The sequence below is a fragment of the Streptomyces sp. NPDC028331 genome (assembly GCF_055565775.1).
The window spans coordinates 105,248-132,227 of sequence record NZ_JBVHTR010000007.1; the positions used below are offsets into that span (position 1 = coordinate 105,248).

26 protein-coding genes and 2 pseudogenes are annotated in these 26,980 nt (G+C 72.1%); 7 read left to right on the forward strand and 21 right to left on the reverse strand.

Features of this window, described 5'->3' with window-relative positions; genetic code table 11:
* Nucleotides 1-212 precede the first annotated feature (212 nt).
* On the forward strand, nucleotides 213-968 hold the full coding sequence (locus ACZ4SW_RS12420) for a GntR family transcriptional regulator (RefSeq protein WP_468241501.1): 756 nt from the start codon (nucleotides 213-215) through the stop codon (nucleotides 966-968).
* Between the two features lie 131 nt (nucleotides 969-1,099).
* Here the strand turns inward: ACZ4SW_RS12420 and ACZ4SW_RS12425 are convergent, their stop codons facing one another.
* Nucleotides 1,100-2,254 (reverse strand): ROK family transcriptional regulator, encoded by a 1,155-nt coding sequence (locus ACZ4SW_RS12425; protein WP_468241503.1) that lies wholly within the window; start codon nucleotides 2,252-2,254, stop codon nucleotides 1,100-1,102.
* Nucleotides 2,255-2,462: 208 nt separating this feature from the next.
* Here ACZ4SW_RS12425 and ACZ4SW_RS12430 point away from each other — a divergent pair, with 208 nt between their 5' ends.
* A complete protein-coding gene (locus ACZ4SW_RS12430) occupies nucleotides 2,463-2,906 on the forward strand; it encodes a hypothetical protein (protein WP_468241505.1) in 444 nt (147 codons plus the stop codon).
* A 166-nt stretch (nucleotides 2,907-3,072) separates the two neighbouring features.
* Here the strand turns inward: ACZ4SW_RS12430 and mug are convergent, their stop codons facing one another.
* The 6 genes and pseudogenes from mug to ACZ4SW_RS12460 all read right to left on the reverse strand — a co-directional run bounded on the left by mug (nucleotide 3,073) and on the right by ACZ4SW_RS12460 (nucleotide 9,031).
* Complete coding sequence (mug, locus tag ACZ4SW_RS12435; protein WP_468242001.1) at nucleotides 3,073-3,663, reverse strand: G/U mismatch-specific DNA glycosylase; 591 nt, start codon at nucleotides 3,661-3,663, stop codon at nucleotides 3,073-3,075.
* Nucleotides 3,660-5,102, reverse strand: a complete 1,443-nt coding sequence (gene purB / locus ACZ4SW_RS12440; RefSeq protein WP_468241508.1) for an adenylosuccinate lyase — start codon at nucleotides 5,100-5,102, stop codon at nucleotides 3,660-3,662. The genes mug and purB overlap by 4 nt, the downstream gene beginning before the upstream one ends.
* Before the next feature lie 476 nt (nucleotides 5,103-5,578).
* Nucleotides 5,579-6,565 carry a LacI family DNA-binding transcriptional regulator gene (locus ACZ4SW_RS12445; RefSeq protein WP_468242004.1) on the reverse strand — a complete coding sequence of 329 codons (987 nt, stop codon included), beginning with the start codon at nucleotides 6,563-6,565 and terminating at the stop codon, nucleotides 5,579-5,581.
* A gap of 678 nt (nucleotides 6,566-7,243) precedes the next feature.
* Nucleotides 7,244-7,646, reverse strand: a pseudogene (locus ACZ4SW_RS12450) (IS982 family transposase); the annotation flags it as partial.
* A 61-nt stretch (nucleotides 7,647-7,707) separates the two neighbouring features.
* Nucleotides 7,708-8,358, reverse strand: coding sequence for an MOSC domain-containing protein (locus ACZ4SW_RS12455; protein ID WP_468241510.1), 651 nt, complete (start codon nucleotides 8,356-8,358; stop codon nucleotides 7,708-7,710).
* Nucleotides 8,359-8,590: 232 nt separating this feature from the next.
* A complete protein-coding gene (locus ACZ4SW_RS12460; protein ID WP_468241513.1) occupies nucleotides 8,591-9,031 on the reverse strand; it encodes a winged helix-turn-helix transcriptional regulator in 441 nt (146 codons plus the stop codon).
* Between ACZ4SW_RS12460 and ACZ4SW_RS12465 the strand changes: the two are divergent.
* Nucleotides 8,982-9,254 (forward strand): annotated as a pseudogene (locus ACZ4SW_RS12465) (integrase core domain-containing protein); the annotation flags it as partial. The gene ACZ4SW_RS12460 and the pseudogene ACZ4SW_RS12465 sit on opposite strands and share 50 nt — an antisense overlap.
* A gap of 170 nt (nucleotides 9,255-9,424) precedes the next feature.
* Here ACZ4SW_RS12465 and ACZ4SW_RS12470 read toward each other — a convergent pair.
* The 7 genes from ACZ4SW_RS12470 to ACZ4SW_RS12500 form a co-directional block, all read right to left on the reverse strand.
* Nucleotides 9,425-10,264 (reverse strand): SGNH/GDSL hydrolase family protein, encoded by an 840-nt coding sequence (locus ACZ4SW_RS12470; RefSeq protein ID WP_468241515.1) that lies wholly within the window; start codon nucleotides 10,262-10,264, stop codon nucleotides 9,425-9,427.
* A gap of 288 nt (nucleotides 10,265-10,552) precedes the next feature.
* Nucleotides 10,553-11,566, reverse strand: a complete 1,014-nt coding sequence (locus tag ACZ4SW_RS12475) for a hemolysin family protein (RefSeq protein ID WP_468241517.1) — start codon at nucleotides 11,564-11,566, stop codon at nucleotides 10,553-10,555.
* On the reverse strand, nucleotides 11,563-12,888 hold the full coding sequence (locus ACZ4SW_RS12480; protein ID WP_468241519.1) for a hemolysin family protein: 1,326 nt from the start codon (nucleotides 12,886-12,888) through the stop codon (nucleotides 11,563-11,565). Before ACZ4SW_RS12480 ends, ACZ4SW_RS12475 begins: the two co-directional genes overlap by 4 nt.
* Nucleotides 12,889-13,063: 175 nt before the next feature.
* Complete coding sequence (locus ACZ4SW_RS12485; RefSeq protein WP_468241521.1) at nucleotides 13,064-13,489, reverse strand: GNAT family N-acetyltransferase; 426 nt, start codon at nucleotides 13,487-13,489, stop codon at nucleotides 13,064-13,066.
* Between the two features lie 78 nt (nucleotides 13,490-13,567).
* Nucleotides 13,568-14,458 carry an LLM class F420-dependent oxidoreductase gene (locus tag ACZ4SW_RS12490; protein ID WP_468241524.1) on the reverse strand — a complete coding sequence of 297 codons (891 nt, stop codon included), beginning with the start codon at nucleotides 14,456-14,458 and terminating at the stop codon, nucleotides 13,568-13,570.
* Nucleotides 14,459-14,504: 46 nt separating this feature from the next.
* A complete protein-coding gene (locus ACZ4SW_RS12495) occupies nucleotides 14,505-17,078 on the reverse strand; it encodes an ABC transporter permease (protein ID WP_468241526.1) in 2,574 nt (857 codons plus the stop codon).
* A 7-nt stretch (nucleotides 17,079-17,085) separates the two neighbouring features.
* Nucleotides 17,086-17,925 (reverse strand): ABC transporter ATP-binding protein, encoded by an 840-nt coding sequence (locus ACZ4SW_RS12500; RefSeq protein WP_468241529.1) that lies wholly within the window; start codon nucleotides 17,923-17,925, stop codon nucleotides 17,086-17,088.
* A gap of 186 nt (nucleotides 17,926-18,111) precedes the next feature.
* On the opposite strand from ACZ4SW_RS12500, the gene ACZ4SW_RS12505 reads away from it, so the two are divergent.
* Nucleotides 18,112-18,363, forward strand: coding sequence for a toxin-antitoxin system HicB family antitoxin (locus ACZ4SW_RS12505; RefSeq protein ID WP_468241531.1), 252 nt, complete (start codon nucleotides 18,112-18,114; stop codon nucleotides 18,361-18,363).
* A 3-nt stretch (nucleotides 18,364-18,366) separates the two neighbouring features.
* Nucleotides 18,367-18,741, forward strand: coding sequence for a fic family toxin-antitoxin system, toxin component (locus ACZ4SW_RS12510; RefSeq protein WP_468241534.1), 375 nt, complete (start codon nucleotides 18,367-18,369; stop codon nucleotides 18,739-18,741).
* Between the two features lie 9 nt (nucleotides 18,742-18,750).
* Here the strand turns inward: ACZ4SW_RS12510 and ACZ4SW_RS12515 are convergent, their stop codons facing one another.
* The 4 genes from ACZ4SW_RS12515 to bioB form a co-directional block, all read right to left on the reverse strand.
* Nucleotides 18,751-19,437 carry a class I SAM-dependent methyltransferase gene (locus ACZ4SW_RS12515; protein ID WP_468241536.1) on the reverse strand — a complete coding sequence of 229 codons (687 nt, stop codon included), beginning with the start codon at nucleotides 19,435-19,437 and terminating at the stop codon, nucleotides 18,751-18,753.
* Nucleotides 19,438-19,639: 202 nt separating this feature from the next.
* Nucleotides 19,640-20,356: a dethiobiotin synthase gene (gene bioD, locus ACZ4SW_RS12520; protein ID WP_468241538.1), complete on the reverse strand. Its 717-nt coding sequence runs from the start codon at nucleotides 20,354-20,356 to the stop codon at nucleotides 19,640-19,642.
* 1 nt (nucleotide 20,357) lies between these two features.
* On the reverse strand, nucleotides 20,358-21,638 hold the full coding sequence (locus tag ACZ4SW_RS12525; RefSeq protein ID WP_468241540.1) for an adenosylmethionine--8-amino-7-oxononanoate transaminase: 1,281 nt from the start codon (nucleotides 21,636-21,638) through the stop codon (nucleotides 20,358-20,360).
* Nucleotides 21,631-22,845 carry a biotin synthase BioB gene (bioB, locus tag ACZ4SW_RS12530; RefSeq protein WP_468241542.1) on the reverse strand — a complete coding sequence of 405 codons (1,215 nt, stop codon included), beginning with the start codon at nucleotides 22,843-22,845 and terminating at the stop codon, nucleotides 21,631-21,633. The genes ACZ4SW_RS12525 and bioB overlap by 8 nt, the downstream gene beginning before the upstream one ends.
* 146 nt (nucleotides 22,846-22,991) lie before the next feature.
* On the opposite strand from bioB, the gene ACZ4SW_RS12535 reads away from it, so the two are divergent.
* Nucleotides 22,992-24,119 (forward strand): 8-amino-7-oxononanoate synthase, encoded by a 1,128-nt coding sequence (locus tag ACZ4SW_RS12535; protein WP_468241544.1) that lies wholly within the window; start codon nucleotides 22,992-22,994, stop codon nucleotides 24,117-24,119.
* A 151-nt stretch (nucleotides 24,120-24,270) separates the two neighbouring features.
* Here the strand turns inward: ACZ4SW_RS12535 and ACZ4SW_RS12540 are convergent, their stop codons facing one another.
* Nucleotides 24,271-24,489 (reverse strand): DUF397 domain-containing protein, encoded by a 219-nt coding sequence (locus ACZ4SW_RS12540; protein ID WP_468241547.1) that lies wholly within the window; start codon nucleotides 24,487-24,489, stop codon nucleotides 24,271-24,273.
* A gap of 9 nt (nucleotides 24,490-24,498) precedes the next feature.
* On the reverse strand, nucleotides 24,499-25,359 hold the full coding sequence (locus tag ACZ4SW_RS12545; RefSeq protein ID WP_468241550.1) for a helix-turn-helix domain-containing protein: 861 nt from the start codon (nucleotides 25,357-25,359) through the stop codon (nucleotides 24,499-24,501).
* Between the two features lie 252 nt (nucleotides 25,360-25,611).
* Between ACZ4SW_RS12545 and ACZ4SW_RS12550 the strand changes: the two genes are divergently transcribed.
* Complete coding sequence (locus ACZ4SW_RS12550; protein WP_468241552.1) at nucleotides 25,612-26,073, forward strand: ATP-binding protein; 462 nt, start codon at nucleotides 25,612-25,614, stop codon at nucleotides 26,071-26,073.
* Between the two features lie 53 nt (nucleotides 26,074-26,126).
* Here the strand turns inward: ACZ4SW_RS12550 and ACZ4SW_RS12555 are convergent, their stop codons facing one another.
* A complete protein-coding gene (locus tag ACZ4SW_RS12555; RefSeq protein WP_468241555.1) occupies nucleotides 26,127-26,663 on the reverse strand; it encodes a DUF6328 family protein in 537 nt (178 codons plus the stop codon).
* Nucleotides 26,664-26,980 lie beyond the last annotated feature (317 nt).

Genomic DNA, 26,980 nt, shown 5'->3' on the forward strand with positions numbered 1-26,980 from the left:
TGAACGGAGGCTTCGTCGGCATGTCGTCCGCGCCGCCCCGTGCGAACGCTCCGTGAACCCTCCGTGACGGACCGCGCGGGAGCGCGCCGGCCGAGCGAGGATTGGTCTTGACCAAGGGTGGGGGTCGCCCTATGGTCGCAGAGAACTGCAACAACCTTTAAAAAACAAGGGCGCTTAAACGCCGCCGGGCCACGGCGATCGCGGAGGACAGGGTGGGGGACACGCAGCTCGAATCGGTGCCGGAGCCCAAGTACTGGCACTTGAAGACCGTGCTCACCGAAGCACTCGACTCGGAGTTCTCGGTGGGCGAGATCCTGCCCAACGAACGGGACCTCGCGGCCCGCTTCGGTGTCGCCCGCGCCACGCTCCGTCAGGCGCTGGAACAGCTCGAGCTGGAAGGCCGGTTGCAGCGCCGCCGCGGCGTCGGCACCACCGTCGCCCCACCGCGCGTCGGGGTGGCCGTCGGCTCCGGGGAGCACGCCTGGCCGGGGGCCGCCGGCGACGACTGGCAGCCCACCGACTGCACGGACGCGGCTCCGCCCGCCGCGGTGGCCGACCTCCTGGAGGCCGACCGGGAGGAGCCGGTGCGCACGGTGCGCCGCTCGCGCGTGTCGCACGGTCAGCCCGTCGCCGCGGAGTTGCTCTACATCCCGCACTCCTCCGTGCCCGACCTCTCGGCGATCGACGCGCCCTCGGGTGCGGCACGCGCGCGTGCCGTGCTGCGCGAGCTGCAGCACCTGGAGCTGGAGGGACGGGACCAGTCCGTCGAACTCGGCTCGGCCGGTGCGGAGGACGCCAGGGAACTCGACCGGCTGCCCGGTTCGCCCGTCCTCGTCGTCACCACGCGGTTCCGCGCCGGCGGACGCACCGCCGCGGTCTCGGTCGCGACCTACCGCGCCGACACCTGCCGCCTGACGTTCGGGGGCGACATCGAGATCCACCACGGTCCGGAGCGCCGCGCCTCCTGACCGCGCCGCCGGTGCCGGCGGCCACCGCCGAGAGCAGCAGCCGTCGCGCCCCGGGCCCCTCCGGGGCGCGACGTCACGCGAAGACGCAGGGGCGCGACGCCTCGCGAAGACGCAGGGGCACGAGGCGGGATTCAGCGCCGCGCCGTGACCGTCCCCTCCACCGCGAAGAGCTGCTCCTCCACGTGGTCCAGCGCCAGCCGCAGCGCTCCCGTCGCGACCGCCGCCTCGCCCAGCCGCGACACCGTCACCCTGGGCGGCCGCAGGCAGTAGCGGGCCAGCTCGTGACGGAGTGGATCCAGTACTGCGTCCAGGCCCGCCGCCCAGCCGCCGACCACCACGAGTTCGGGGTCCAGGGCCAGGACGAGGGCCGCCACGTCGTGCACCAGGCGCTGCAGGAAACGGTCCACGGCGGCGCGGGCCCGCTGGTCGCCCTCGCGGGCCAGCGCGAACACATCGGCCACCTGCTGCTCGTCCAGCGGCTGCAGCGGCTCGTCCGTGGTCGACAGCAGCGTCTCCGGACTCGCCTCGCGGCCCAGCAGGTGCAGCGCGCCGATCTCCCCCGCCGCCCCGCCGTAGCCGCGGTGCAGCCGCCCGCCGATCAGCGAACCGGCGCCCGGGCTCAGCCCGGCCAGCACGAACACCACGTCGTCGGACTCGGTGGCGGCCCCCTTCCAGTGTTCCGCGACGGCCGCAGCGTTGGCGTCGTTCTCGACGAGGACCGGGCACTTGAAGGAGCGGCTGAGCCGTTCGCCCAGCTTCAGACCGGTCCACTCGGGCAGGGCCGTGCCGAGGCGCACCGTGCCGTCCGCCTCCACGATCCCCGGGCTGGCCACGCCGACCGCGCGCAGTGAAGCACGGGACACTCCCGACCGGCGCAGCAGTTCGGCCACCGTGCTGCGCAGCCGCTCCAGCCGCTCGTCGGCCGGCGCGGTCTCGGAGACCTCCTTGGTCAGGCTGCCCAGCTCACGTCCGTCGAGATCGGCCAGCAGCGCGGTCACCCGGTGGGCGCCGACGTCCAGCCCCAGCAGGTGCCCCGCCTCCGCCCGGAACCGGAACCTGCGCGCGGGCCGTCCCTGCCGCCGGGCCGTGCCCTCCTCGGCCGCCGCCTCCACCACCAGCCCGGCCTCGATCAGACCCTCGACGACCCCCTCGACGGTCGGCCGGGACAGCCCGGTCACCCGGGTGATCTCGGTGAGCGTCGCGCAGTCCGAGGCGCGCAGCGCGTGCAGCACCACCGCGGAGTTGATCCGCCGCAGCAGAGAGGGGTCCCCGCCGGTCAGCCCCACCGTCGTCCTCCCAGCTCGTGCGCGTGTGGGCCGGATCGTACTCGGCACCGCCCGCGCCCGCGAGGGCCGGGCGGGGCGGGCGTGCGGTCCGGGGTGCGGGCGACGGTGACGCTGCTCGCCCGGACCTGGAACGTGCGGCGCCGGGACGCCCGAGGGCCGGGCCTGTGACGCTGCGCCAATTGTCAGTGGTGACTGGTCTACTGGACGCATGACCATCGACCATCACCTGGCCACGATCGACCGGCTGTGCGTGCGGGAGTTCCCCGCGCGGCCCGGCCGGTCGGACGTGGGCTACGGGGGGCCCGGGTTCCACATCGCCGAGTTAACGGTGAGCGTCGGCCTCGGTACGGGCGACGGCGCGGCGCGGGAGCGGACGGCGGAGGACATCGACGCGTGGAAGGAAGCGATCGCCCAGCGGCTGAACGACCGGTGGGGGCAGGGGCAGCGCTGGGGCATGCTGACCCTCGGCGTGCGCAGGGCGCGCGGCGAGGAGATACCGGAGCCCTGGGCGCTCCTCGGTGACCAGGTGCACGAGGTGTGCATGTGGCAGGCGGACGGCACCGGCCGGTGGGTCGCCCTGGGGGTGGCCGAGCGCGACGAGACCGACGAGATACGACTCCTCGCGGTCGTCACGGCCATAGACCCGCCCTGACCGACCGGGCCGGGCAGCGTTGCACGGCACGGCACAGCCGGAGGACGGGGACGCGTTCCCGGAACGGCTGGTGGCCGAGCGCCGAGTGGTCATCCGGCTGAGGGTGCCGAGTGGTCGTCCGGCCGAAGGTGGACCGGCTGTACGGAACGGCGCTCGACGCCACCGGCTAGGACGTCGGGTCCGTGCCGGCCCTCCGCTGTCGCGGCAGATCGCCGTCCCGCGCCGCCCGCCTCAGCCGTGCGAACTCCTCCGCCATCGTCTCCGCCGTCCAGTGCGCGTTGAGGCCGCTCGGATTGGGCAGCACCCAGATGCGGCTGGAGCCGATCGTCCGCTCCTGCGGACCGACACGGGCCGTGCGGTCCTCGAAGGCCGCCCGGTACGCGGTCACACCGACCACGGCCAGCCACGTCGGCCGCAGCCGCTCCACCTTGGCGCGGAGAATCCGTCCGCCCTCGCGGTACTCCTCGGCGGTCAGCTCGTCGGCCCGCGCGGTCGCCCGCGCCACCACGTTGGTGATCCCGAGCCCGTACGACGGCAACTCGGCCTGCTCGGACGGCTTCAACAGGCGCGGAGTGAAGCCCGACAGGTGCAGTACGGGCCAGAAGCGGTTGCCGGGGCGAGCGAAGTGATGGCCCGTGGCCGCCGTCATCAGCCCCGGGTTGATACCGCAGAACAGCACGTCGAGGCCGTCCGCGACCACGTCCGGTACCAGACGGTCGCGGGCGGCCTCGAGTTGAGCCGGGGTGAACCGGGTCAGAGGATCGCCCCCGGGGTGTAGCCGGCGGCCTCCGGGTGCTGCTTCACGATCTCCTCGACGCGGGCGACGACCGAGGCCACCTGGTCGGCCGCGGCGCCCGTGAAGGATAGCTTGTCCGCCATCAGCGCGTCCAGTTCGGCGCGGTCCAGCGGGATGCGCTCGTCGGAGGCCAGGCGGTCCAGCAGCTCGTTGCGCTCGGCGCCCTGCTCGCGCATCGCGAGGGCGCAGGCGACCGCGTTCTCCTTGATGGCCTCGTGCGCGACCTCACGGCCCACGCCCGCGCGCACGGAGGCCATCAGCACCTTGGTGGTGGCGAGGAACGGCAGGTAGCGGTCCAGCTCGCGGGCGACGACCGCAGGGAAGGCGCCGAACTCGTCGAGCACCGTCAGGAACGTCTCCAGCAGCCCGTCCAGTGCGAAGAACGCGTCCGGCAGCGCGACCCGGCGCACCACCGAGCACGACACGTCGCCCTCGTTCCACTGGTCGCCCGCCAGCTCGCCGGTCATCGAGGCGTAGCCGCGCAGGATCACCATCAGACCGTTGACGCGCTCGCAGGAGCGGGTGTTCATCTTGTGCGGCATCGCGGAGGAGCCGACCTGACCCGGCTTGAAACCCTCGGTCACCAGCTCGTGCCCGGCCATCAGCCGGATCGTCTTCGCCAGCGACGACGGCGCCGCGGCCAACTGCACCAGCGCGGTGACCACCTCGTAGTCGAGGGAGCGCGGGTAGACCTGCCCGACGGAGGTGAAGGCCTGTGAGAAGCCGAGGTGCCCGGCGATCCGGCGCTCCAGCTCGGCCAGCTTGCCGGCGTCGCCGCCCAGCAGGTCCAGCATGTCCTGGGCCGTGCCGACGGGGCCCTTGATGCCGCGCAGCGGGTAGCGGCCGAGCAGCTCCTCGACCCGGCTGTAGGCGACGAGCAGCTCGTCGGCGGCCGTGGCGAAACGCTTGCCGAGGGTGGTGGCCTGCGCCGCCACGTTGTGGGAGCGGCCGGCCATCACCAGCTCGCCGTACTCGCCCGCGAGCTTGCCCAGACGCGCAAGGACGGCCACCGTGCGGTCGCGCATCAGCTCCAGGGAGAGCCGGATCTGCAGCTGCTCGACGTTCTCGGTGAGGTCACGGGAGGTCATGCCCTTGTGCACCTGCTCGTGCCCGGCCAGCGCGTTGAACTCCTCGATGCGCGCCTTCACATCGTGCCGGGTGACCTTCTCACGCTCCGCGATCGAGGCGAGGTCGACCTGGTCGAGGACGCGCTCGTAGTCGGCGATCGCCTCGTCCGGCACCTCGATCCCGAGGTCCTTCTGGGCCCGCAGCACGGCGAGCCAGAGCTGTCGCTCCAGCCTCACCTTCTGCTCGGGCGACCAGAGCGTGGCCAGCTCGACGGAGGCGTAGCGTCCGGCGAGGACGTTCGGGATACGGGGCTTTGCGGGCGCAGCAGTCACGTACGAATTCTACTGGCGATTCGTGCAGGCCAGCGCCGCGGGCCGATTCGGCGGAAACCACGAGACGCCGGTCACAACGGCTGTCGCACCAGCGGGGGCCGGGGGAGGCTCCGCCGCCCCGGGTGGGGCGGCGGGCGACGCCCGTACCGCTACCGGGCCGGGCCCTCGTACGGCAGCAGTTCCGGGCGCTTGGCCGGGCGGCCGTCCCCGGAGCGCGGCGCGATCAAGCCTAAGCCCCCGAAGGCGAAGAGTTGCGGAGCGGAGCGGGACGTACCCGGGGGCCCCGCCGTCGCCTGACGGTCCGGCCTGTCCCGACGAAGACCAGAGCGGAGGAGACCCGTACCACCCGGGGCCCGTGGAATCCGCGCAGCCGCAACGTCACGCGACGGCCCACCCCCGACGTCAGGGGACATTACGGGCGAACCGTCGAGCCGCTCAGCGACCGAACCCGTCGACGGATCGAGGTCGGAGGCGGGTCACGTCGTGCCGCGGACGTTCAAGCTCGGTGTCAGGACGATAGGGGGTGGCAGTTCGCCTGCGAGGAGTCGGTCGACTTGGTGGATGGCCAGTTCGCCCAGCCGTCGTTTGTCGAGGTGGAGGGTGGTCAGCGGCGGGTCGACCAGATCGACGACGCTCAGCCCGTCGTAGCCGACCAGTGCGCAGTCGTCCGGTACTCGGACGCCGAGCCGGCGGGCGGCTCGCAGCGCGCCGATCGCAACCAGATCGTTGAAGGCGACCACGGCGGTGAGGTCCGGGTGCGCCGCGTGCAGCGCCTCGAACGCGGCGGCACCCCCGGCCGGGGACTGCTCACCCATGACAATCCAGCCCTCGTCGACGGGCAGCGCATGTTCGGCGACGACCTCGAGGAAGGTGCGGCGCCGGACCATCGGGGCGGTCAGGCACTCGCAGTCGATCAGGCCGATCCGGCGGTGACCGCGGTCGATGAGGTGCTGCATCCCGGCCCGGATTCCCGCCGCGGTGTCGATGTGGACCAACGCGTGGTTCGACGAGTCCAGCCCGCGATCGACTACAACAAGCGGCACGGTGCCCACGTACGGCTCTAGCTGCGCATCGGGATGGCTGATGTAGCCGACGAGAGCGTCAACCTGTTGGCCGAGTGAGCGGACCAGGGCCAGCTCCCGGGACCGATCGTTCTCGGTGCTGGCCACGAGCACCTGCCAGTCGCGTTCGTCCGCGGCCGCAATCACTCCTGCCACGAACTCCGGGAAGAAGGGGTTGACCACGTCGGGGACGATGAGCCCGACGGATACGACGTCCGGGCGGACCAGCCCCCGGCCGAACCGGCTGGGCCGGTACCGCAACTGCCTTGCGACATCGAGCACGCGTTGCTGAGTCGCCGGATCTATCTCCCCCTTGCCGTTGATCGCCCGGGAGACGGTCTGATGGGACACGCCTGCCGCCTGAGCAACGTCGCGGAGCGTGACGCGCTTGACGGTTCTCATACCCCGCTCCCGCTGGTCTTCCGTTCCCCGCTGTCCGGCCACGTCGCCCACTCACTTCTGTTCCTGTGCCGCCCTGTGTCCAAGTCAACCAGGTTCACCGGCCAGCCGCGTCATCACCAGCCCGGCACTGCTGCGAGAGCAAGGCGCCCAGAACGCCACCGGCGGATCGTGAGCCGTCTGGCGGCGGGCGTTGACGGGCTCTGCTCCCTTGGGCGAGAATCACGTTAACGGTCACGTTAACGGTAACGGACCGGGCGACAGGAGAGCACGGTGGTTTCTTTGAGGGGTCCTCTACCGCACGAGCCCCACCCGATGTTCCGTGGCGTGTTCCGCAGCTGGCACGCGAAGGCGGGCGTCTTTTCGGCGCTGCCGGACGCACCTGTGGAGCCGGATGATCCGCAGCCTTGGTGGCGCCGACTGAGAGTTCGGAGGCAGAAGCCGAGCAGCGGTGGATCTTCGCTCAGCCGGTCCACGGCGCGTCCCCGGGGCTGTCCTGCCTCCACTGGGGTGGTGAGGAGCTGACAAGCAGTGTTCCGTGGTTCGACGATCAGGTCCTCCGGCGAGGGGCGGATCGAGGCTGAGTCCCTGGCGGCGAGGCGACGAACGTGCCGGTCGCCGGAGCATTGCTGCGAACACCGGTGGCAGTGACGCCTGGGGCGCGGCGAGATTGCCGAGGGGCGCCACGTCCTCGTGCCGGGCCAGTCGACGGCCTGTCCCGTCCACCGGTGTCGACTCTGCAACCCGTACGTCGTCGCTCCACCGTGTGGTGTCGACCGCCAGCGTGCGCGTGACGCACCGGATGAGCTCGGCGGCCTTGCGCAGCCGTTTGTTGTGGCCGGACTGATGGGGCAGACAAGGGAACAGATGCCACAGGTGAGCGCGCGCGTGTCGCAACCACCGGGCCTCGGAGGTGAAGTCGAGCATTGCTCGCATCATCGCCAAGGTGACCAGCTCGGCATCGCTGCGCTGTGGCGTGATGCCCACGGCTGGCCGCCAGGGGGCGAGCTACGGCGAATCCTTCAGCAGATCGTCGGTCTTGACGTAAAAGCGCGGTCGCGAGGATGTCCAGCTCTGTCTTCACGCACCGACGTTGGACTCCCTCGTCTCATGCGTGCAGACGATCTTCTGAAGTAATCGATCATTTACGCGGTCGAGCGTCTGCGGGCCAGTTCCCTTTCTTCCTCGGGCAGCGCGTCAGCGACCAGCAGCCGCGGCAGTAGGTCCGGCTCGAGTGTCATCGCGCGGAAGACGAGTGCCACGGTCACGTCGTGGTCGGGCCGGTGCACAATCTCGACCGGGTCGGAGACCCGGATGTCTCCCGGCTCGATCACGCGCAGATACGCGCCCGGAACCGCGGCCTGGGTAAACCGCTTGATCCAGCCCTCTCGCTCCAGCCATCCCTGGAACGTCGCACATGGGATCCTCGCGCACGACACCTCCAGGACGACATCCGGCCCGATGCGCCAACGCTCGCCGATCAGGGCGCCGTTGACATCGAGGCCGTAAGTCGTGAGGTTCTCCCCGAACACGCCGTTGGCAAGCGGCCTGCCCAGTTCGGCCTCCCACTCGTCGAGATCCTCGCGGCCATAGGCGTAGACGGCTTGATCGGAACCGCCATGGTGCTTCACGTCGTAGACGCGGTCCCCTACGAGACCGACCTCGCCGGTGCCCTTGGGACCGGGTGCGATGACGGCGACCGGACCATCGACAGGCCGCTTGTCGATGCCTGTCGCACTGAGGCCCTTCCAAGGGTTGGGTCGAGGCTTGCCGACATTGACGGAGAGCAGCTTCATGCGCGCGAGGGTACGGACCTCTGCACGCCGGGGCGACTCATTTCCCTGCCAACCCCTGGAAACCGCCGACGGGGCGGCGTGGAGCGGGAGGCAATGACGCCAGCCGCGGATCGGCGAACCTCAGCGGGCGATGGCAGGGGGAGGTGGCGCCTCGCGTTGAATTGGTGCATGGCAGCCGGGCGGGGCTCCGGGTCAGGTGTTGCGGGTCAGGAGGTTGATGACGTTTCGCTGGTCATCGGATCTCGTTCTCAGGGTGGTTGCTGTCGTAGGACTCGCGTGCCCGTGCGATGCCTGCGCGGTGTTCGAGCGACCAGTCGGCGAGCGCCTTGACGAGGTGGGTGAGGCTCGCGCCGGTCTCCGTGAGTCGGTAGTCGACCTGGGCCGGCACGGTCGGATAGACGGTCCGAAGGACCAGTCCGTCTCGCTCCAGCCTGCGCACCGTCAGGGTCAGCATTCGTTGGGAGATTCCATCGATGGCGCGCTGGAGTTGCCGAAAGCGTCGCGGGCCGTTGGCGAGTTCGACGATGACGAGGACCGACCACTTGTCACCGACCCGGTCGAGAACGTCTCTGATCCCGCAGTCGGGGTGGTCCGGCTGTCCGCACGGCTCAAGCTCGGCGGCCGGGTCACGGCACCAACGGATCGCGCCGTACACGCCCCGCCACAACGGCAAGGTGTAGCGATACAACCGGATCCTGACCGAGGAGTTCCTCTACGCCCGGACCCGGCAATCCGAAGACCAACGACGCCAAGAGCTCGACGTGTGGAGCATCCGCTACAACTACCACCGACCCCGCAGCGGCGCGGGGGGACAACCGCCGGCCGCACGACTACGTGACCGCGTCACCAACGTCGTGGCCTCTTACAGTCAGGTGGCGTTCCGCCAGGTGGGGTAGGGGATCAAGGCCGGAATCCGCAAGTCGAAGCTGGTGGCCCCGCCGGCTCGGGCGTTCACCCGGCTTCAGCGGGACGCTTCCCGGACAGCCTCGACGGAGATCGCCACGGGCCTCGGACCGGAACGCGGAGCGCTTGATCCCCTGCACCACGTCGCGGGGCACGGCCCCGGTTAGGGCCACACCTGCCGCCAGTCCGTCACAGGGCCGGGGTTTCTGTGGTCCGCAGGCGTGACCCAGAAAGCTTTGCCCAGCTCAGCGCTAACCTGGGCGCCTGTCCGGCCGTCCCCGGAGGAGCGGCCGGTCAGCCGCCGCCCTATCCACGGCAGCAGATGCTGCCGGGTGAAGCGGACGTCCGCGGTCCGGCGGTCGAGCCAGCTCAGCGGCGCGGTCGGGGGCGGAGGTGTGCGCCACTCCGTGTCCTCCGCCTCGTATCCGAGCGCCTGCCACACGGCTTCCGCCACCCGGCGGTGCCCCTCGGCCGTCAGGTGCAACCGGTCCACGTCCCACAGCCGCGGGTCGGCGAGCGACGGCGCGCCGTACAGGTCGACGACGAGCGCGCCGTGTCGCGCGGCGAGGTCGTCGACGCAGGCGAACAGCTCCTCCATACGGGGCCGGAAGCGTTCGAGGACCGGGCCCTGCCGGCCGGGGCTGCGCATCAGGACGAGCTGCTTGCACGACGGGGCCAGGCGTTCCACGGCCTGGGTCAGCAGCGCTCGTACGCGCCCCATGTCGCACTTGGGCCGCAGCGTGTCGTTGAGCCCGCCGACCAGGGTGACCACGTCGGCGCCCATCGCCGCGGCGAGGTCCACCTGCTCGTCGACGATCTGACCGATCAGCTTGCCGCGCACGGCGAGGTTGGCGTACCGGAATCCGGGGGTCTGTGCGGCCATTCGGCCCGCGAGGACATCGGCCCAGCCGCGGTAGGTCCCATCGGGCAACAGGTCCGACATGCCCTCGGTGAAGGAGTCGCCGACGGCGACCAGGCTGGAGTAGGTGGGGTTCGTCTGCATGGCGCCGTAGATGCTATCCCGACCGCCCCTGCTCCATACTCACCGGTCGGTCAGTTCGTTCCGGGGCGTCACCACCCGGCCGGGACATCGCGGGGCGGCCCGGCACCCGACGGCCACCGTCCGGGGCGTACGCCGGCGGCGGGCCCCGTCGCATGCCCGTCCTGCCCGCCCCCGCCCCGGCGGCGAGGCGGGGGCGGCGGCGAAGCCCCTCGGCGGGCCCGGGGGCGGCGCCCCGGCCCGCTCGCGGGGACGCCGGCCCGGCGTCGGGCCGGCCGGCGGCCCGGGGCGTCAGGCCGGCTGGCCGAAAAGCTGGCGCAGCACGTCCTCCATCGTCATCAGGCCGGACAGGCGGCCGTCCGTGCCCAGGACCGCGGCCAGGTGGGTGCGGCTGCGGCGCATGGCGGTGAGGACGTCGTCCAGCGGGGTGGTCTCGCGCACCCGGGCGACGGGCCGCATGTCCCGCAGCCGGAACGGCACATCCCGTGGTGAGGCGTCCAGGGCGTCCTTGACGTGGAGGTAGCCGACGATCCGCCGGCCCTCGTCCACCACCGGGAAACGCGAGAAGCCGGACCGGGCCGACAGCTCCTCCAGTTGCTCGGGAGTGACGCCCACGTGCGCGTAGACGACGCGCTCCAGCGGCACCACCACGTCGCGCACGGGCCGTCGGCCCAGGATGAGCGCGTCGTGCAGCCGCTCCTGTGCGCGGTCGTCGATGAGCCCGGCCGCGCTGGAGTCCTTGACCAGCCGCACCAGTTCGTCGTCCGAGAACGTGGCCGCGACCTCGTCCCGTGTCTGCACCCGCAGCAGCCGCAGCAGCCCGTTCGCGAACGCGTTGACCGCGAAGATCACCGGGCGCAGCGCCCGGGACATGCCCACCAGCGGCGGGCCGAGCAGCAGCGCCAGCCGGACCGGCTCGGCGAGCGCGATGTTCTTCGGCACCATCTCGCCGAACAGCATGTGCAGATACGTCGCCAGCGACAGCGCGATCACGAACGACACCGCACGCCCCGCGCTCTCGGGCACACCCACCGCGTGGAACACCGGCTCCAGCAGGTGCTCGATCGCCGGCTCGGCGACCACACCGAGGACCAGGGTGCACAGGGTGATGCCGAGCTGCGCGGCGGCGAGCAGCGCCGACACGTGCTCCAGCCCCCACAGCACGCTGCGCGCCCGTCGCTCGCCCGCCTCGGCGCGCGGTTCGACCTGGCTGCGCCGCACGGAGATCAACGAGAACTCGGCGCCCACGAAGAAGGCGTTCGCGACCAGCGTCAGCAGGCCGATCAGCAATTGGACGACGGTCACCGTTCCCCCTCCTCGAGGGTGCGCGGCGCGTGCATGAGCACGCGCGCGGCCCTGTGTCCCGACGCGTCCACCACGTCCAGCCGCCAGCCGGCCACCTCGACGCGGTCGCCCTTGACCGGTATGCGGCCCAGTTCCGTGGCGACGAGTCCGGCCAGCGTCTCGTACGGCCCCTCCGGCACCCGGAGCCCCACGCGCGCGAGCTGGTCGACGCGGGCCGAGCCGTCGGCCGAGTACAGGGCCCGGCCGACGGCGTCCAGTCCGGCCGGCGCCAGGTCGGGCGTCTCGTGCGGATCGTGCTCGTCGCGTACCTCGCCGACGACCTCCTCGACGATGTCCTCCAGGGTGGCGACCCCGGCGGTGCCGCCGTACTCGTCGATGACGACGGCGATGGTGTTCTTGCCGGAGAGCCGGTCCAGCAGCCGGTCGACGGTGAGCGATTCGGGGACGAACAGCGGTTCGCGTATCAGTTGTGCGACGGAGCGCAGCGGTCGTTCCTCGGCGGGCACGGTGAGGATGTCCTTGATATGGGCGGTGCCGACGACCGAGTCCAGGCTGCCGCGGTAGACGGGGAATCGCGACAGGCCCGTCGCGCGCGTCGCGTTCGCCACGTCCGCGCAGGTGGCCTGGGCGTCCAGGGCGACGACCTGGACGCGCGGGGTCATCACGTTCTCCGCGGTCAGGTCGGCGAGGTTCAGGGTGCGGACGAACAGCTCGGCGGTGTCCGCCTCCAGAGCGCCCTCCTTCGCCGAGTGCTGGGCGAGCGCCACCAGTTCCTGGGGCCCGCGCGCGGAGGCCAGCTCCTCGGCCGGCTCGAAGCCGAAGCGGCGCACGACACGGTTGGCCGTGTTGTTCAGATGCGTGATGAAGGGGCGGAACGCACGGCTGAACCAGCGCTGCGGCGCGCCCACCCGCTTGGCCACGGCCAGCGGAGAGGAGATGGCCCAGTTCTTCGGCACCAGCTCGCCGACCACCATCAGGAACACCGTCGACAGGGCGGTGCCGATGACCAGGGCCACGGACGGGGCCGCGGAGCGGGGCACGCCCAGCGCCTCGAGCGGGCCCGCGATCAGCTTGGCGATCGACGGCTCGGAGAGCATGCCGACCACCAGGTTGGTGACCGTGATCCCGAGCTGCGCGCCGGAGAGCTGGAACGTCAGGTTCCGTACGGCCTTGAGGGCGCCGGCCGCGCCGCGCTCACCGCGCCGCGCGGCATGCTCCAGCTCGCTGCGCTCGACCGTGGTGAGGGAGAACTCCGCCGCGACGAAGACACCGCAGGCCACCGAGAGCAGGACCGCCACCAGCAGGAGGAGCACTTCGATCATCGGGTCACCTCCGTCCCAGGATCGGCCAGGGGCGCGGGGGCCGCGCGATCTCGGGTACTGGGAGGCTCGCCCATGGAAGGACGCTCACACCTTTCATGGTGGGACGGGTTGACCCCGACAGGCGGTCGGCTTGACGTCTCCATGGTAAAGGATCGGCAAAGTAGTTCCGTGCGGCTCAGTCGGTGAGCGGCTTCACCCACCGCCGCCAGTGTTCCTCGGGCGCGTACCCGGCCGCCCGCCACGCGTGGTGCGCGGTCTCGTTGCGCTGCAGCACCATCGCGTCCCCGCGGCGCCCCCCGAGCCGCACGAACCGCTCCTCCGCCGAGGCCAGCAGCGCCGAGCCGACGCCCTGCCGCCGCCGCTGCGGGTGCACCGCGAGCCGGTACAGATGGCAGCGCCAGCCGTCGAAGCCCGCGATCACCGTGCCGACCAGCTCGCCGTCCTGCTCGGCGAGGATCAGCGCCTCCGGGTCGCGGTCGACGAGCCGCTCCACCCCGGCCCGGTCGTCGCTGATGCTCGTGCCCTCCGCGGCCACCTTCCAGAAGGCCAGCACGGAGTCCAGGTCCTCGGGCCGGGCGGCCCGTACGCGTAGTTCACTCATGCGGCGATCCGATCACGCCGGGCCGCGCCGGATCCCGGATTTCCGGCATGCGGACGGCACGGGGAGACCTCCGCACCGCTACGCGCCCCGCAGCGCCTCCATGACCGGCGCGAACGCCTCCATGGACGGCTCCAGGACGGTGAGGTACGTGAAGCCGTACCGCTCGCGCTGCGCCCGCACCTGCTCGACGATCTGCTCCAGGGTGCCGATCAGGAAGATGGGCAGCTCCAGTGCCTCTTCCGGCGTCAGGTTCGGCAGGTGCTCCAGCAGCGGGCGCACGGCGGCCTCCCGGTCCTCGGTGACGACGACCCGCTGGATGAGCACGTTCAGTTCGGCCGGCTCGCCGCGGCCCGCCGCGAGCTTGCGGTACAGGGCCACGCGCTCGTCGAGCTGCTCCGCCGGGATCGGCTCGAGCTGTCCCGTCGTGCTCCCCGGCACCGAGCGCGCCCCCGTGAACGCGGCGATGTCGGCGTGCTCGGCGGTGAGCTTCAGCATCCGGTCGCCGTTGGCGCCGATCAGCAGCGGCACCCGCGGCCGCTGCACCGGCTGCGGGCGGTGCTCCTCGGAGGCGAGCAGGCGGTCCAGCGTCTCCACCGTGTGCCGCAGATGGTCCACGCGCTCCCGCGGGGAGCCGTACGGCAGCCCGGCCTTGTCGTGCTCCGCCCGGACGTAGCCGGTGCCGAGCCCCAGCTCCAGCCGGCCACCGGTCAGCGCGTCCGTCGTGGCCACCTCGCGGGCCAGCAGCGCGGGGTTCCAGAAGCCGGCGTTGAGCACGAAGGTGCCCACCCGGGGACGCTCGGTCGCCTCGGCGGCCGCGACCAGCGCCGGAAACGGAGCGGGCCAGCCGAGGTGGTCCGGGACGAGGATGACGTCGTAGCCGAGTTCCTCGGCCCGCCGGCACTTGGCGCGCCACTCACCGGCCGGGGCGGGCTCGAGCATGTTGACGCCGAAACGGAACGGACGCGGCATGAACTCTCCTCTGCAGCAACGGACTTGAGCGCCACACCCGATTCCATCACTCGTGCGCGATCGCCGCCAGCACATTCATGCGTGACGCACGCAATGCGGGAAGCAGCGCCGCCACCACGCCCACGACCGCCGAGCCCACCATGACGGCGACGAGGGTGACCCATGGAATGGCCAGCGCCTTCATGCCCTGCAGCGCGAGCACCCGCTGGGCGGACACACCCCACACCAGTCCCAGCGCCAGCCCGAGGACGGCCCCGAAGACCGCGATCACCACCGACTCCAGTCTGATCATGCGGCGCAACTGCCGCCGGGCCAGCCCGATCGCGCGCAGCAGACCGATCTCCCGGGTGCGTTCGACGACCGACAGGGCCAGGGTGTTGACCACCCCGAGCACCGCGATGACGATCGCGAGGCCCAGCAACGCGTACACGAGGTAGAGCAGCACCGCGATCTGGTCGTGCACCAGTTTCTTGTAGTCGGCCTGGTCGCGGGCCTGGACCTGCGGGTAGGGGGCGAGGGTCGTCGTCAGCCGGGCCCGCAGCGCGTCCTTGGAGGTGCCGGGTGCCGCGTTCACGAACAGGGCGGTGTCCTGTCCCTGCGGCACGTACTTCTCCAGAGTCCCCATCCCGAAGATCAGTCCGCCCCGGGTGCTGAAGTTGTTCGACCCGGCCTGGTTCGTGAGCGCGCCGATCCGAAGGACGGTGTGGCGTTCGCCCGGGAACTGGACGGGGATCGCGGTGCCGAGGCGTACGCCGTGGTCCTGCGCGAACGTCACGTCCATGGCGAGGGCGCCGTCCGCCAGCGCGGTGGCCGTGTCGCCCCGGACGTAGGCGAGGTGGGCGACGTCGTCGAGCCGCCGGTCGAAGGCCGTGGCCGAGGTCTTGATCCGATCGCCGTCCGGCAGCGTGATCGCGACGGGCGTGTACCGCTGCCGTACGACGAGCCCGGCACCCTTCGTGGCCCGGACCCGTTCGGTGATCTCCTGCGGGAAGGGCAGAGGGCTTCCCGATCTGTTCTGCACCACGAAGTCGGCGCCCAGCGTCTTGTCGATCTGCTGGTCGAACGACCTGGACATGGATGTGCTCGCCACCGACATCCCGGCCACCAGCGCGAGTCCCACCACCAGGGCGGACGCGGTGGCCCCGGTGCGGCGCGGGTTGCGCAGGGCGTTGCGCTGGCTCATCCGGCCGACGGACCCGAACAGGGCGGGGAAGGCGGCACCCAGGACCCGGATCAGCGGCCGTACCAGCAGCGGGCCCGCCATCACGGTCGCGACGAGCGTGAGCACCACGCCCACCCCGAGCAGCGTGGTGGCCGGCGCGGTACTCGCCGCCCGGGCGCAGCCCGCCAGCGCGGCCACGCCGAGGGCGCCGACGATCGCGCCCGCCACCGCCCGGAGCTTCAGCGGCCGTCCCACACCGGCGACCTCGGCGTCCGTCAGGGCCGCCATCGGGGAGACGGCGGACGCGCGCCGGGCGGGGAGGTACGCGGCGACGAAGGTGACACCGACGCCGACCACGTAGGCCGCGACGGGCGTCACCCAGCCGATCACCATCTCCGTGGACCTGATGTTCATCCCGAACACGCTCATCAGCCGGATGAGCCCGGCGGCGAGCCCGATGCCCGCGACGAGGCCGAGCGTCGAGCCGGCCAGTCCGAGCAGCAGCGCCTCGGTCAGCACGGACCGGCGCACCTGCCGCCGGTCGGCGCCCAGGGCGCGCAGCAGGCCCAGCTCGCGGGTGCGCTGGGCGATCAGCATCGAGAACGTGTTGACGATGAGGAACACGCCCACGAGCACGGCGATGCCGGCGAAGGCCAGCATCACGTACTTGATCACGTCGAGGAACGTGCCGAGCCGGTCGGTGTCGGACTCGGCCTGTTCGGCCGCGGTCCTCAGGTCGTAGGAGGTCGTGCCGATCGCGGCGGCGATCCGCTGCTCGAGGCGGGCATCGGTCACACCCGGTGCCGCGTCCGCCGCGATGGTGGTGGCCAGGCCGGGCCGGCCGAGCAGCTTCGTCTGAGCCGTGGGGGTGTCCAGGAACACCAGTGCGGCGCCCGGGTTGGTGGTGGTGAAGGTGGCGATGCCGACGACCCGCACCCTGAACGAGCCGGGCCGGGCGAGCACCGTCAGCGTGTCACCGATCCGCACGTGCTTGTGGCGGGCCGTGTCCGCGTCCAGCAGTGCCTCGCCCGCACCGTGCGGCGCGTGCCCTGAGGTGAGTCGCACGGGGCTGTGCTCGGTGACGTACCAGTTCCTGGCGATGGTGGGTGCGCCGGTGGTCGGCCCCACCGGATCGTTCCCGCGGTCGACGACGGTGACGTCCTGCACGGTGACATCCGCATGGGCGGCGGCGACGCCGTCGACCCCGGCGATCCGGGCGGCCAGCGAGGCCGGGAGGGTGGCCGTCTCCCCGGACGGGATCCCCGAGGACAGCTCCTCCCGGGGGCTCACGGTCACATCGGCCGCCGTGGAGGCGAACAGCCGGTCGAAGGTCCGGGACACCGTGTCGGAGAAGATCAGGCTGCCCGCGACGAACGCCACCGACAGGAGAACGGCCAGCGCGGAGAGGGTGAGCCGTCCCTTGTGGGCGAGGAAACTGCGCAGCGTCGCCTTGAGCACGGTCGCCTCAGCTCTCGCGGCCGAAGGTCTCGTCGAGGGCCGCGGGGACGGTGTCGGAGCCGGGGGTCTGCGGGCTCCGCCCGGCGAAGAGGCGCATGCGCTCCAGCACGGCCTCGGCCGTGGGCCGCTCCATCTCGTCCACGATCCGCCCGTCCGCCAGGAACAGCACCAGATCGGAGTGGGCCGCCGCGCCCGGATCGTGGGTGACCATGACGACGGTCTGCCCCAGCTCGTCGACGGCCCTGCGCAGGAACCCCAGCACCTCGAGCCCCGCCCGCGAGTCCAGGTTGCCCGTCGGCTCGTCCGCGAAGATCAGCTCGGGGCGGGACGCCAGCGCCCGGGCGCACGCGACACGCTGCTGCTGCCCGCCGGAGAGCTGGGAGGGCCGATGCCCGAGCCGGTCCCGCAGCCCCAGTGTGTCGATCACGTGGTCGAGCCACTGCGGGTCCGGCTTGCGGCCCGCGATGTCCATGGGCAGCGTGATGTTCTCGGCCGCGTTCAGCGTCGGGATCAGATTGAACGACTGGAACATGAAACCGATCCGGTCCCGGCGCAGCCGGGTCAGGTCCCGGTCCTTCAGGCCGGTGATCTCGGTGTCGCCGAGCCACACCCGGCCCGCCGACACCGTGTCGAGCCCCGCCAGGCAGTGCATCAGCGTGGACTTCCCGGATCCGGAGGGGCCCATCACCGCGGTGAAGCGGCCGCGCGCGATGTCCACGTCGACCGAGTCGAGGGCGAGCACCGCCGTCTCGCCCGACCCGTACGCCTTCGTCAGGCCCCGGGCACGGGCGGCGACGCCGTCCGCCTCCGCGCGTCCCGGTGCGTGCTCCGCTGCAGCAGTGGACAAGACCGCCTCCTTCGTCGTGCACGTCCCGACGTTCTCTGGTCTTCTCTGTACCGGCCGATTCCCGGTCTTCCCTGTACCGGCCGAGCGTAGTGTGATGCACGGCACACCGGGTATTCCCCCAGGTACCCGACGGTCGCCGCGGCCACCCGCTTGCCGGTGCTAGCGCTCCGGCGCTAGCGTCGGGGTATGGCGAAGACCCAGCTGAACGTGAGGGTGGACGAGGACACCGCCCGAGCCGCCCGCGAACGTGCCCTGGAGCGTGGCATGAGCGTCAACCGGTACATAGAAGAGCTGGTGCGACAGGACACCGGGGAGGCCGGTCACACGTTCGTGGAGGCGGCCGCCGACTTCATGAAGCAGTACGAGTCCGTCTTCGCCGAGGAGTTCGGCACCGCCGGCGGGAGTTCCCCCGAGCACCGCGGCGAAGGTCGCCGCTGACCGTTGAGCCACCTCAGAATCGACCTCGCCTGGCTGCTGATGGTCGCCGAACAGAAGACGCCCGGAGATCCCCAGGTCACCGACTGGGGCGCGCTCGTCGCCGCGGTCAGCCGGCACGACGCGGAGATATTCGGCGTCCCCGTCTACGACACCCCGTACGCCCGCGCCGCCGCCCTGCTCCAGCTCCTGCTGCACGTTCCGGCGCTGGAACGCTCCAACGCGCTGTTCGCCTCGGCGGTCGCCTACGCCTATCTCGTCGCCAGCGGCGTCAAGGTCGTCACCTCACCGGAGCAGGTCCGGGACCTCGCCCGGCTGGTCAAGAGCGGGGACGCCTCCGTGCACGACATCGCGCAGGAGCTGCGCCAGTGGAGCCTGTGACGGCCACGGCTACTCCGCGCCGCCCGGCCGCCAGGCGGTGCCCAGCACGCAGTACGAGGTGGGCAGGGGCGGCCCCTTCTCCGGCATCAGCAGCCGCTGGTACGGGCCCAGTTCGAAGCCGGCGGCGCGCAGGGCCGCCACCGGGTCCCGGGAGAGGTGGCAGCCGCCGCTGAGCGGTGGCCACACCGTGCGGTCCAGGGCGCGCTGGGCGTACCGCATCACGGGCCCGCCGCCCGCGCCGTGCTCGTAGAACCGCAGGGTGCCGCCGGGCCGCAGCACCCTGCGCAGCTCGCCGAGGGCCCGGGACACGTCCCGCACGCTGCACAGCACCAGCGACAGGACCGCCGCGTCGAAGGCCTCGCTCTTGACCGGCAGCGCCTCCGCGGCGCCGGGCACCACGTCCACGGGCACGTCGGCGCGCAGGGCCGCCTCGACCGCCTTGCGCCGCAGCAGCCGCTCGGGTTCGATCGCGACCACCTCGGAGACGGTGCTCGGGTAGTGCGCGAAGTTCAGCCCGTTTCCGGCGCCGATCTCGATGACGCGGCCGGAGAGCCCGGCGAGCAACCGGTCCCGCACGGCCCCCATGCCCAGTCGCCTCTCGGCGGCGACGCTGAGCCGGGCGTAGGAGCGGGCGAAGAACGGATGGTGCACGGAGTCCCGCGGCACCGAGCGGGGGCGAACGGACCGCAGCGGCATCAGGCACCTCCCGGAAAGGACGGGCGTCAACCGCATTCTGCCCCGCACACGGTCCGCGCATCCGCGGCGCACGGACCCGCATGCACGGCCGGGCCGGTCACGGGCGACGGCGGCGCACGGTCCCGCGCACCGTCGGCCCGCTCACGGACGACCAGGGGGGAGCGTCTCCTCGTGGGGCGCACCCCGGGCGGCGCGCCGGGTCCTACGGTGCGAACCTGGACGCGAAGGCTCCGGCGTCCCAGGTCCCGCCCAGCCGGGGCGCCAGCCAGTCGGCGGCCGCGGCCCGGAAGGCGGCGGGTGCCCAGGACCCCGCCCCCGCGGGCAGCGCGCCGAGCAGCGGCGTCCCGGTCACCACCGGGAGGTCCGCCAGATTGCAGCGGGAGGCGAGGTCCGGGGACTCGGGCCAGCTTCCGATGACCACACCCGCCGGCTCCAGCCGCCGGCCGCGCAGTTCACGTACCGTCAGCTCCGACGCGTTCAGCGTGCCGAGGCCGGCCGAGGCCACCACCAGTACCGGCGCCTGCAGCAGCCGTGCCGCGTCCGCCAGGGTGCCGCCCTCGTCGTCGAACCGGACGAGCAGCCCGCCGGCCCCCTCCACCAGGACCACATCGTGCTCGGCGGCCAGTTTCGCGGCGGCCTCCGCCACCTCGTGCGGCCGCACGGGCGCCGCCCCGGCCCGCCGTGCGGCCGTCGCGGGCGCCAACGGCTCCGGATAGCGGGCGAGTTCACGCAGCGTCACGGCGCCCGAGAGCCGGGCCACCTCGTCGGCGTCCCCCGGCTCGTCCGGCCGTACCCCGGTCTGCGCGGGCTTGAGCACCGCCACGGACCGCCCGGCGGCGACGGCCACCGCCGCCACGGCGGCCGTCGTGACCGTCTTGCCGACCTCCGTACCGGTCCCCGTGATCACCAGTACCGTCATGTCACCCTTCCTTCGCCGCCGCGCACACAGCGCGCGCGATCCGTGCAACGTCCGCGTCCCCGGTCACGTACGGCGGCATCGTGTAGACGAGGTCCCGGAACGGCCGCAGCCACACGCCCTCGCGCACCGCCGCCCGGGTCGCCGACGCCATGTCCACCTCGTGGTCGAGCTGGACGACCCCGATGGCGCCGAGCACCCGCACGTCGCGCACGCCCGGCAGGGCCGCCGCCCCGGCCAGCCCCTCCCTGAGACCCGTCTCGATCCGCTTGACCTCCGACCGCCAGTCCCGGCCGAGCAGCAGCTCCACCGAGGCGCACGCCACGGCGGCCGCCAGCGGATTGCCCATGAACGTGGGCCCGTGCGCGAGCACCGGCACCTCGCCCCGCGAGATCCCCTCGGCCACCTCCGGTGTGCACAGGGTCGCCGCCATCGTGAGGTAACCGCCGGTCAGCGCCTTTCCCACACACATCACATCCGGCGTAACCGCCGCGTGCTCCGCCGCGAACAGCGCGCCCGTACGCCCGAAGCCGGTGGCGATCTCGTCGAACACCAGCAGCACGTCCTGCGCGTCGCAGACCTCGCGCAGCACCCGCAGATAGGCGGGGGAGTGGAACCGCATTCCGCCGGCTCCCTGCACGACCGGCTCCACTATCACCGCGGCCAGCTCGTCCGCGTGCCGTTCCACCAGGGCGCGCAGATGGTCCGCGTACGCCTCCTCGTACTGTGCCGGGGGCGCGTCGGCGAACACCTGCCGGGGCAGCACGCCCTGCCACAGTTCGTGCATCCCGCCCTCGGGGTCGCACACGGACATCGGGTGCCAGGTGTCGCCGTGGTAGCCGCCGCGCCACGTGAGCAGCCGCCGCTTGGCGGGACGGCCGAGGGAACGCCAGTACTGCAGGCACATCTTGACCGCCACCTCGACCGACACCGACCCGGAGTCCGCGAGGAACACGTGCTCCAGGCCCTCGGGCGAGATGTCGACCAGGAGCTTCGCCAGCCGGACGGCGGGCTCGTGGGTGAGCCCGCCGAACATCACATGGCTCATCCGCGCCAGTTGCTCGCGCGCGGCCTCGTTGAGCACCGGGTGGTTGTAGCCGTGGATCGCCGACCACCAGGACGACATCCCGTCGACCAGCTCGCCCGAGCCGTCCGCGAGCCGCAGCCGCACCCCGCTCGCCGACTCCACGACGAGCGGCTCCTGCCGCCCCGGCATGGGACCGTACGGATGCCAGACGTGCTGCCGGTCCAGCGCCAGCAGCACGTCCACGGGCAGGTCAGGCATTGGGCGCGAGATCCGTTCCGGCACCGCGACGGCGTACGGCGACCAGATCCGTACGCGGCTCGGCGGCGGACGGCACGGCAGCAGAACCGCACACTCCGCCACTCGCGTGGGATCCGCACCCGGCGTTCTCGTGGGATCCGCACCCGGCGTTCTCGTGGGAGCCGCATCCGCCACTCTCGTGGGACCCGCACCCACCCGTCGCGATCCGGTGCTCGGGCAGGGTCACCTGGTCGGTGCCCTCCACCTCGAACCCGGCGTCCGCGATCATCTCCAGGTCGGCCCTGCCCGCCTGGCCCTCGCTGGTCAGGTAGTCGCCCAGGAAGATGGAGTTGGCCAGGTGCAGCGCGAGCGGCTGCATCGAACGCAGATGGACCTCGCGGCCGCCGGCGATGCGCACCTCGACGTCCGGGCACACGAAGCGGACCATCGCCAGGATCCGCAGGCACCGCTGCGGGGTCAGGTTCCACTCCTTGGCGAGCGGGGTGCCCTCGAACGGGATCAGGAAGTTCACCGGAACGGAGTCCGGGTCCAGCGCGCGCAGCGAGAAGACGACGTCCACCAGGTCCTCGTCGCTCTCCCCCATGCCCGCGATCAGGCCCGAGCAGGCGGACAGGCCGGCGGCGTGCGCTTTTTGGACGGTGTCCACCCGGTCGGCGTAGGTGTGCGTGGTGGTGATGTCCCCGTACGTCGCCTCGGAGGTGTTCAGGTTGTGGTTGTAGGCGTCGGCGCCCGCCGCGCGCAGCCGTTCGGCCTGGCCGTCGGAGAGCAGGCCGAGACAGGCGCACACCTCGACGCCCTCGTTCTGCTCCTTGATCGTCTTGATGGTGTCGGAGACCCGGTCCACGTCCCGGTCGGTGGGTCCGCGGCCGCTGGCGACGAGGCACACCCGCTTGGCGCCGCCCGCCACACCGGCCGCGGCGGCCCTGGAGGCCTCGTCCGGCTTGAGCCAGGTGTACTTGAGGATGTCCGCCTTCGAACCGAGGCGCTGCGAGCAGTAGGAGCAGTCCTCGGGACACAGGCCGGACTTCAGGTTGACGAGATAGTTGAGTTTCACCCGTCGGCCGAACCAGTGGCGGCGCACCTTGCCTGCCGCGGCCACCACATCGAGCACGTCGTCGTCGGAAGTGGCGAGAACGGCCAGAGCCTCCTCGCGGGTCGGCAGCTCGCGCCGCAACCCCTTGTCCACCAGCGTGTTCAGCAGGTCCATGAGAGTCGATCCTGTCCTACCGGGCCGCCCCGGGCCAAGGAGAGTTTGCACAACGGTGACGGTTCGACGTGTGGGTATTGCCACACCCTGGGCGCCCGGTGGTCCCGCTAGGGTCTGTGCACTGCCTACAAAACCGCGGAGGACCCATGGCGTTCGGCTGGATCGAGGAGCAGGCGCAGACGCGCCGCCGGGCCGGGCTCGTGCGCACGCTGCGCCCTCGCACCGCCGACTCCCCGCTCCTGGACCTGGCGAGCAACGACTACCTGGGCCTCGCCCGCCACCCGGAAGTCGTCGAGGGCGCCGCGGAGGCGGCCCGGCGGTGGGGCGGTGGTTCGACCGGCTCGCGGCTCGTCACCGGCACCACCGAGCTGCACGGCGAACTGGAACGCGAACTGGCGGACTTCTGCGGCTTCGAGGCGGCCCTCGTCTTCTCCTCCGGTTACGCGGCCAACCTCGCGGCCGTCACCGCGCTCGCCCCGCACGGCTCCCTGATCGTCTCGGACGCGGGCAACCACGCCTCGCTCATCGACGGCTGCCGACTCGCGCGCGGCACCACCCAGGTGGTCGCGCACGCCGACCCCGACGCCGTGCGCAAGGCGCTCGGCACCCATGACGGGCCCGCCGTCGCGGTGTCCGACACGGTCTTCTCGGTGGACGGCGACGCGGCGCCGCTGGCCGAACTGGCGTCCGCATGCCGTGCCTACGGCGCCGGGCTGGTCGTCGACGACGCGCACGGACTCGGCGTCCTCGGGTCCGGTGGCCGGGGCGCTGCGCACGCGGCGGGGCTCGCGGGCGCGCCGGACGTGGTGGCGACGGTGACGCTGTCGAAGTCGCTGGGCAGCCAGGGCGGCGCCGTGCTCGGACCGGCGCAGGTGATCGACCATCTGGTCAACGCGGCCCGGACGTTCATCTTCGACACCGGGCTCGCCCCGGCCGCGGCGGGCGCCGCACTCGCGGCGCTGCGTCTGCTGCGCCGCGAGCCGGAGCGTGCCGGGCGGGCCCGCACGGTGGCGGCGTCCCTGCACGCCCGCCTCACTGCCGAGGGCCATGAGGCGGTACGGCCGGACGCCGCCGTGGTCTCCGTGCGGGCACCCTTCCCGGAACAGGCCGTACGGTGGGCGGCCGACTGCCGGGCGGCCGGGGTCGTCGTCGGCTGCTTCCGCCCGCCGTCCGTGCCGGACGGCATCTCCCGGCTGCGGCTGACCGCCCGCGCGGATCTCACCGACGGACAGGTCGAGCATGCCGTGCGCGTGATCGGCGAGACGCGACCGTGAGTCGGCGAAACGGCCGTGCATCGCGCGTCCCGGGGACCTGACCCGTACGCCGTCGTACGAAAAGGGTCCCGCGGAAGTGCCTTTGCGGAGCGACCCGGAATGTGGCTCGAAATCGGCTCGTCCACCGCTCGATTTCCGCCGGTGGACGTGCTCAGTCCAGCCCGTTCAGAAACTCCTTCCATGCCTCGGGGCTGAACGTCAGGGCCGGTCCGGTCACGTTCTTGGAGTCGCGTACGGCCACCAGTCCCGCCCAGGGACCGGGGCCCGGGCGGGCGGTCTCGACGCAGTTGTTCATTCCGGTGCTACGGCTGCTGCGCAACCACCGCACACCGTCGAGGGAGGTGCTGGAAGGGATGTGGGGGGCTGACATGGTGCCTCCTTACGCGTCGCCGGCCAACGCGGCGATGTAATCCAACGATTCCTCGGGCGAGAGGGCGTGGACCTGAAGGGACGTGAAGGCCTCGCTGTAGGCCTGGAGGTCTTCTTTCCGCTCGAGATAGAGGCTACTCGTCAAGTGGTCGAGAACGACTACATCCAGATCGGATCTGCTCGGAAATGAGAAGATAACGAAAGGTCCGGTGATACCGATGTGTGCCCCGGCGGTGAACGGCAGGACCTGCAGCCGTACCTGGGGCAGCCGGGCCGCCTCCAGGAGCCGCCCGAGCTGCCGCGTCATGACCCCGGGCCCCCCGACCTCCCGCCGCAGCACCGCCTCGTCCAGCACCGCGCTCAGCTCCAGCGGCGGATCCGCGCGCAGCACGTCCTGCCGGGCCAGCCGCACCTCCACCAGAGCGTCCAGTTTGGCGTCCTCCAGAGTGCCGACGGCGGCCCGGGTCACGGCCCGGGCGTACTCGGGCGTCTGGAGCAGCCCGGGCACCACGGAGGTCTCCAGCGTGCGCATGCCGCTCGCCTGGGACTCCAGGCTGATGAAATCCCGGTAGGTCGGCGGCAGCACCCCGCGGTAGGCGTGCCACCAGTTCTGCCGGCCCCCGCCGTCCTCGGACCCCGCGAGCACCAGCAGCAGGTCCCGCAGCTCAGGGTCCTCGACGCCGTACGCGTCCAGCAGCAGGCGTACGTCCGCCGGCTTGACCCCGCTGGAGCCCGTCTCGATCCGGCTCACCTTCGACTGGTGCCAGCCCACGAGACCGGCCGCCTCCCCGCTCGTGAGCCCCGCCCGGGCGCGCAGGGCGCGCAATTCGGCGCCGAGCTTGCGGCGGCGCACCGCTGGTCCGTACTGCATGGCCGACTCCCTCCGCACCGCGCACGGTTCCACGGCGAGACGGTAGAGGATGAGCCCGAAGGGGCTCCAAAGACGGCCGGTCGTCGCAGAGTTCACCGCTTCGAGCGACAGATATATGCATATCTCGGGGGATCGGGCCCGATGGGGCCCAGGTGGTGGCAGGCTGTGCGCGCAGCACCAAGTCCGGGACCGTTACCGGAACCAACCGCTCCGTGTCGGACTCCGGTCCCGTGGGAAAGGGACGACGTCGCCATGGCAGACCACCAGGAAGCATCCGTCACTCTGCCGAGCGATCCCGCCTCGGTCTCCGCCGCCCGAAAATACGTCTCGAGCGTCCTCGTCGAATGGGGGTTGCCCGGCGACGCCGAAGTCGCCGACACCGTCCGCCTGATCGTCTCCGAACTCGCCACCAACGCCGTGCAGCACACCCTCGGGCAGTCGCCCACGTTCACGGTCGACATCGCGCTCGACCGGGACGAGTTACTGCGCATCGGGGTCACCGACAGCCACCCGCGCTTCCCCAAGCGGCTGCCCGCTGCCGTGCAGCAGGACAACGGGCGGGGCATGGTGATCATCCGCTGTCTGACCGCGGAGTGCGGCGGGAAGCTGAGCGTGCGGCCCACCCGCGAGGGCGGCAAGACGGTCGCGATCGAGCTGCCGTGGACGAAGCCGATGCAGCCGGTCGCGGCGTCACCGGGACCGGGGGAAGCGTGAGCGGCGTTCGCGCCGCGCCGCCGCTGTGCGGACCCCCGCCGAAGAGCCGGCGGTCACCGGGACTCCCCGGGCGGCTCCGGGTCCCGCGACCCTCCCGAGGACTGCCGCGGCAGGACGACCGTACGCCGCACCACCCAGGGCAGGACGCGCCACAGTCCCACGCACACCAGCAGCGTCGCCGCGCCGGACGCGATCCCGGCCAGGCGGCCGAGGGAGACGTCCACCACCAGCAGGACCGACCCGGTGAACGCCAGCATCAGCACTCCCATCCCGATCGTGGCCAGACGGGAGGAGACCCGCACGATGGCGGGCTTGGCGTTCTGCTGGAACAGCGACCGGTGCAGGGCGGCGGGCGCCGTGAACAGGGCCGCGGCCAGCATGGCGAGCAGCAGCGTCGTCACGTAGACGACGCGCTGAACCGTGTCGAGCGTCGGAAAGCGCTGGGTGAACGCCAGCGTCAGCAGGAACGCGAACAGGATCTGCACCCCTGTCTGGGTGACCCGCAGCTCCTGCAGCAACTCGACGAAGTTGCGGTCGGCACGCTCCAGCGGGGTCTCGCGTCGTGCCTGCTCGGGAGGTCGGTCGGCCATGGTCAACGAGTATCCGCTTCCCTCCTCCTCACGCCCGTCCCGGAGCGCGGCCCTCACACGCCCGTGGGACACGGCCGCTCCCCTGGGGTGACGGTGCGCCCGCTTGAGTGACCGCGGGGGCGGCTGCGGCCTGCGCGCTTCCTGCGCCAGGGGTTGCCCGGGCGTCCGCGCTGCGGGGCCGCGTCGGGGGGGGGGGGGGGGGGGGGGGCGCCCCCCCCCCCCCCCCCCCCCCCGGCCCCCCCCCCCCCCCCCCCCCCCCCTCCCCCCCCCCTCCCCCCCCCCCCCCCCCCCCCCCCCCCCCCCCCCCCCCCCCCCCT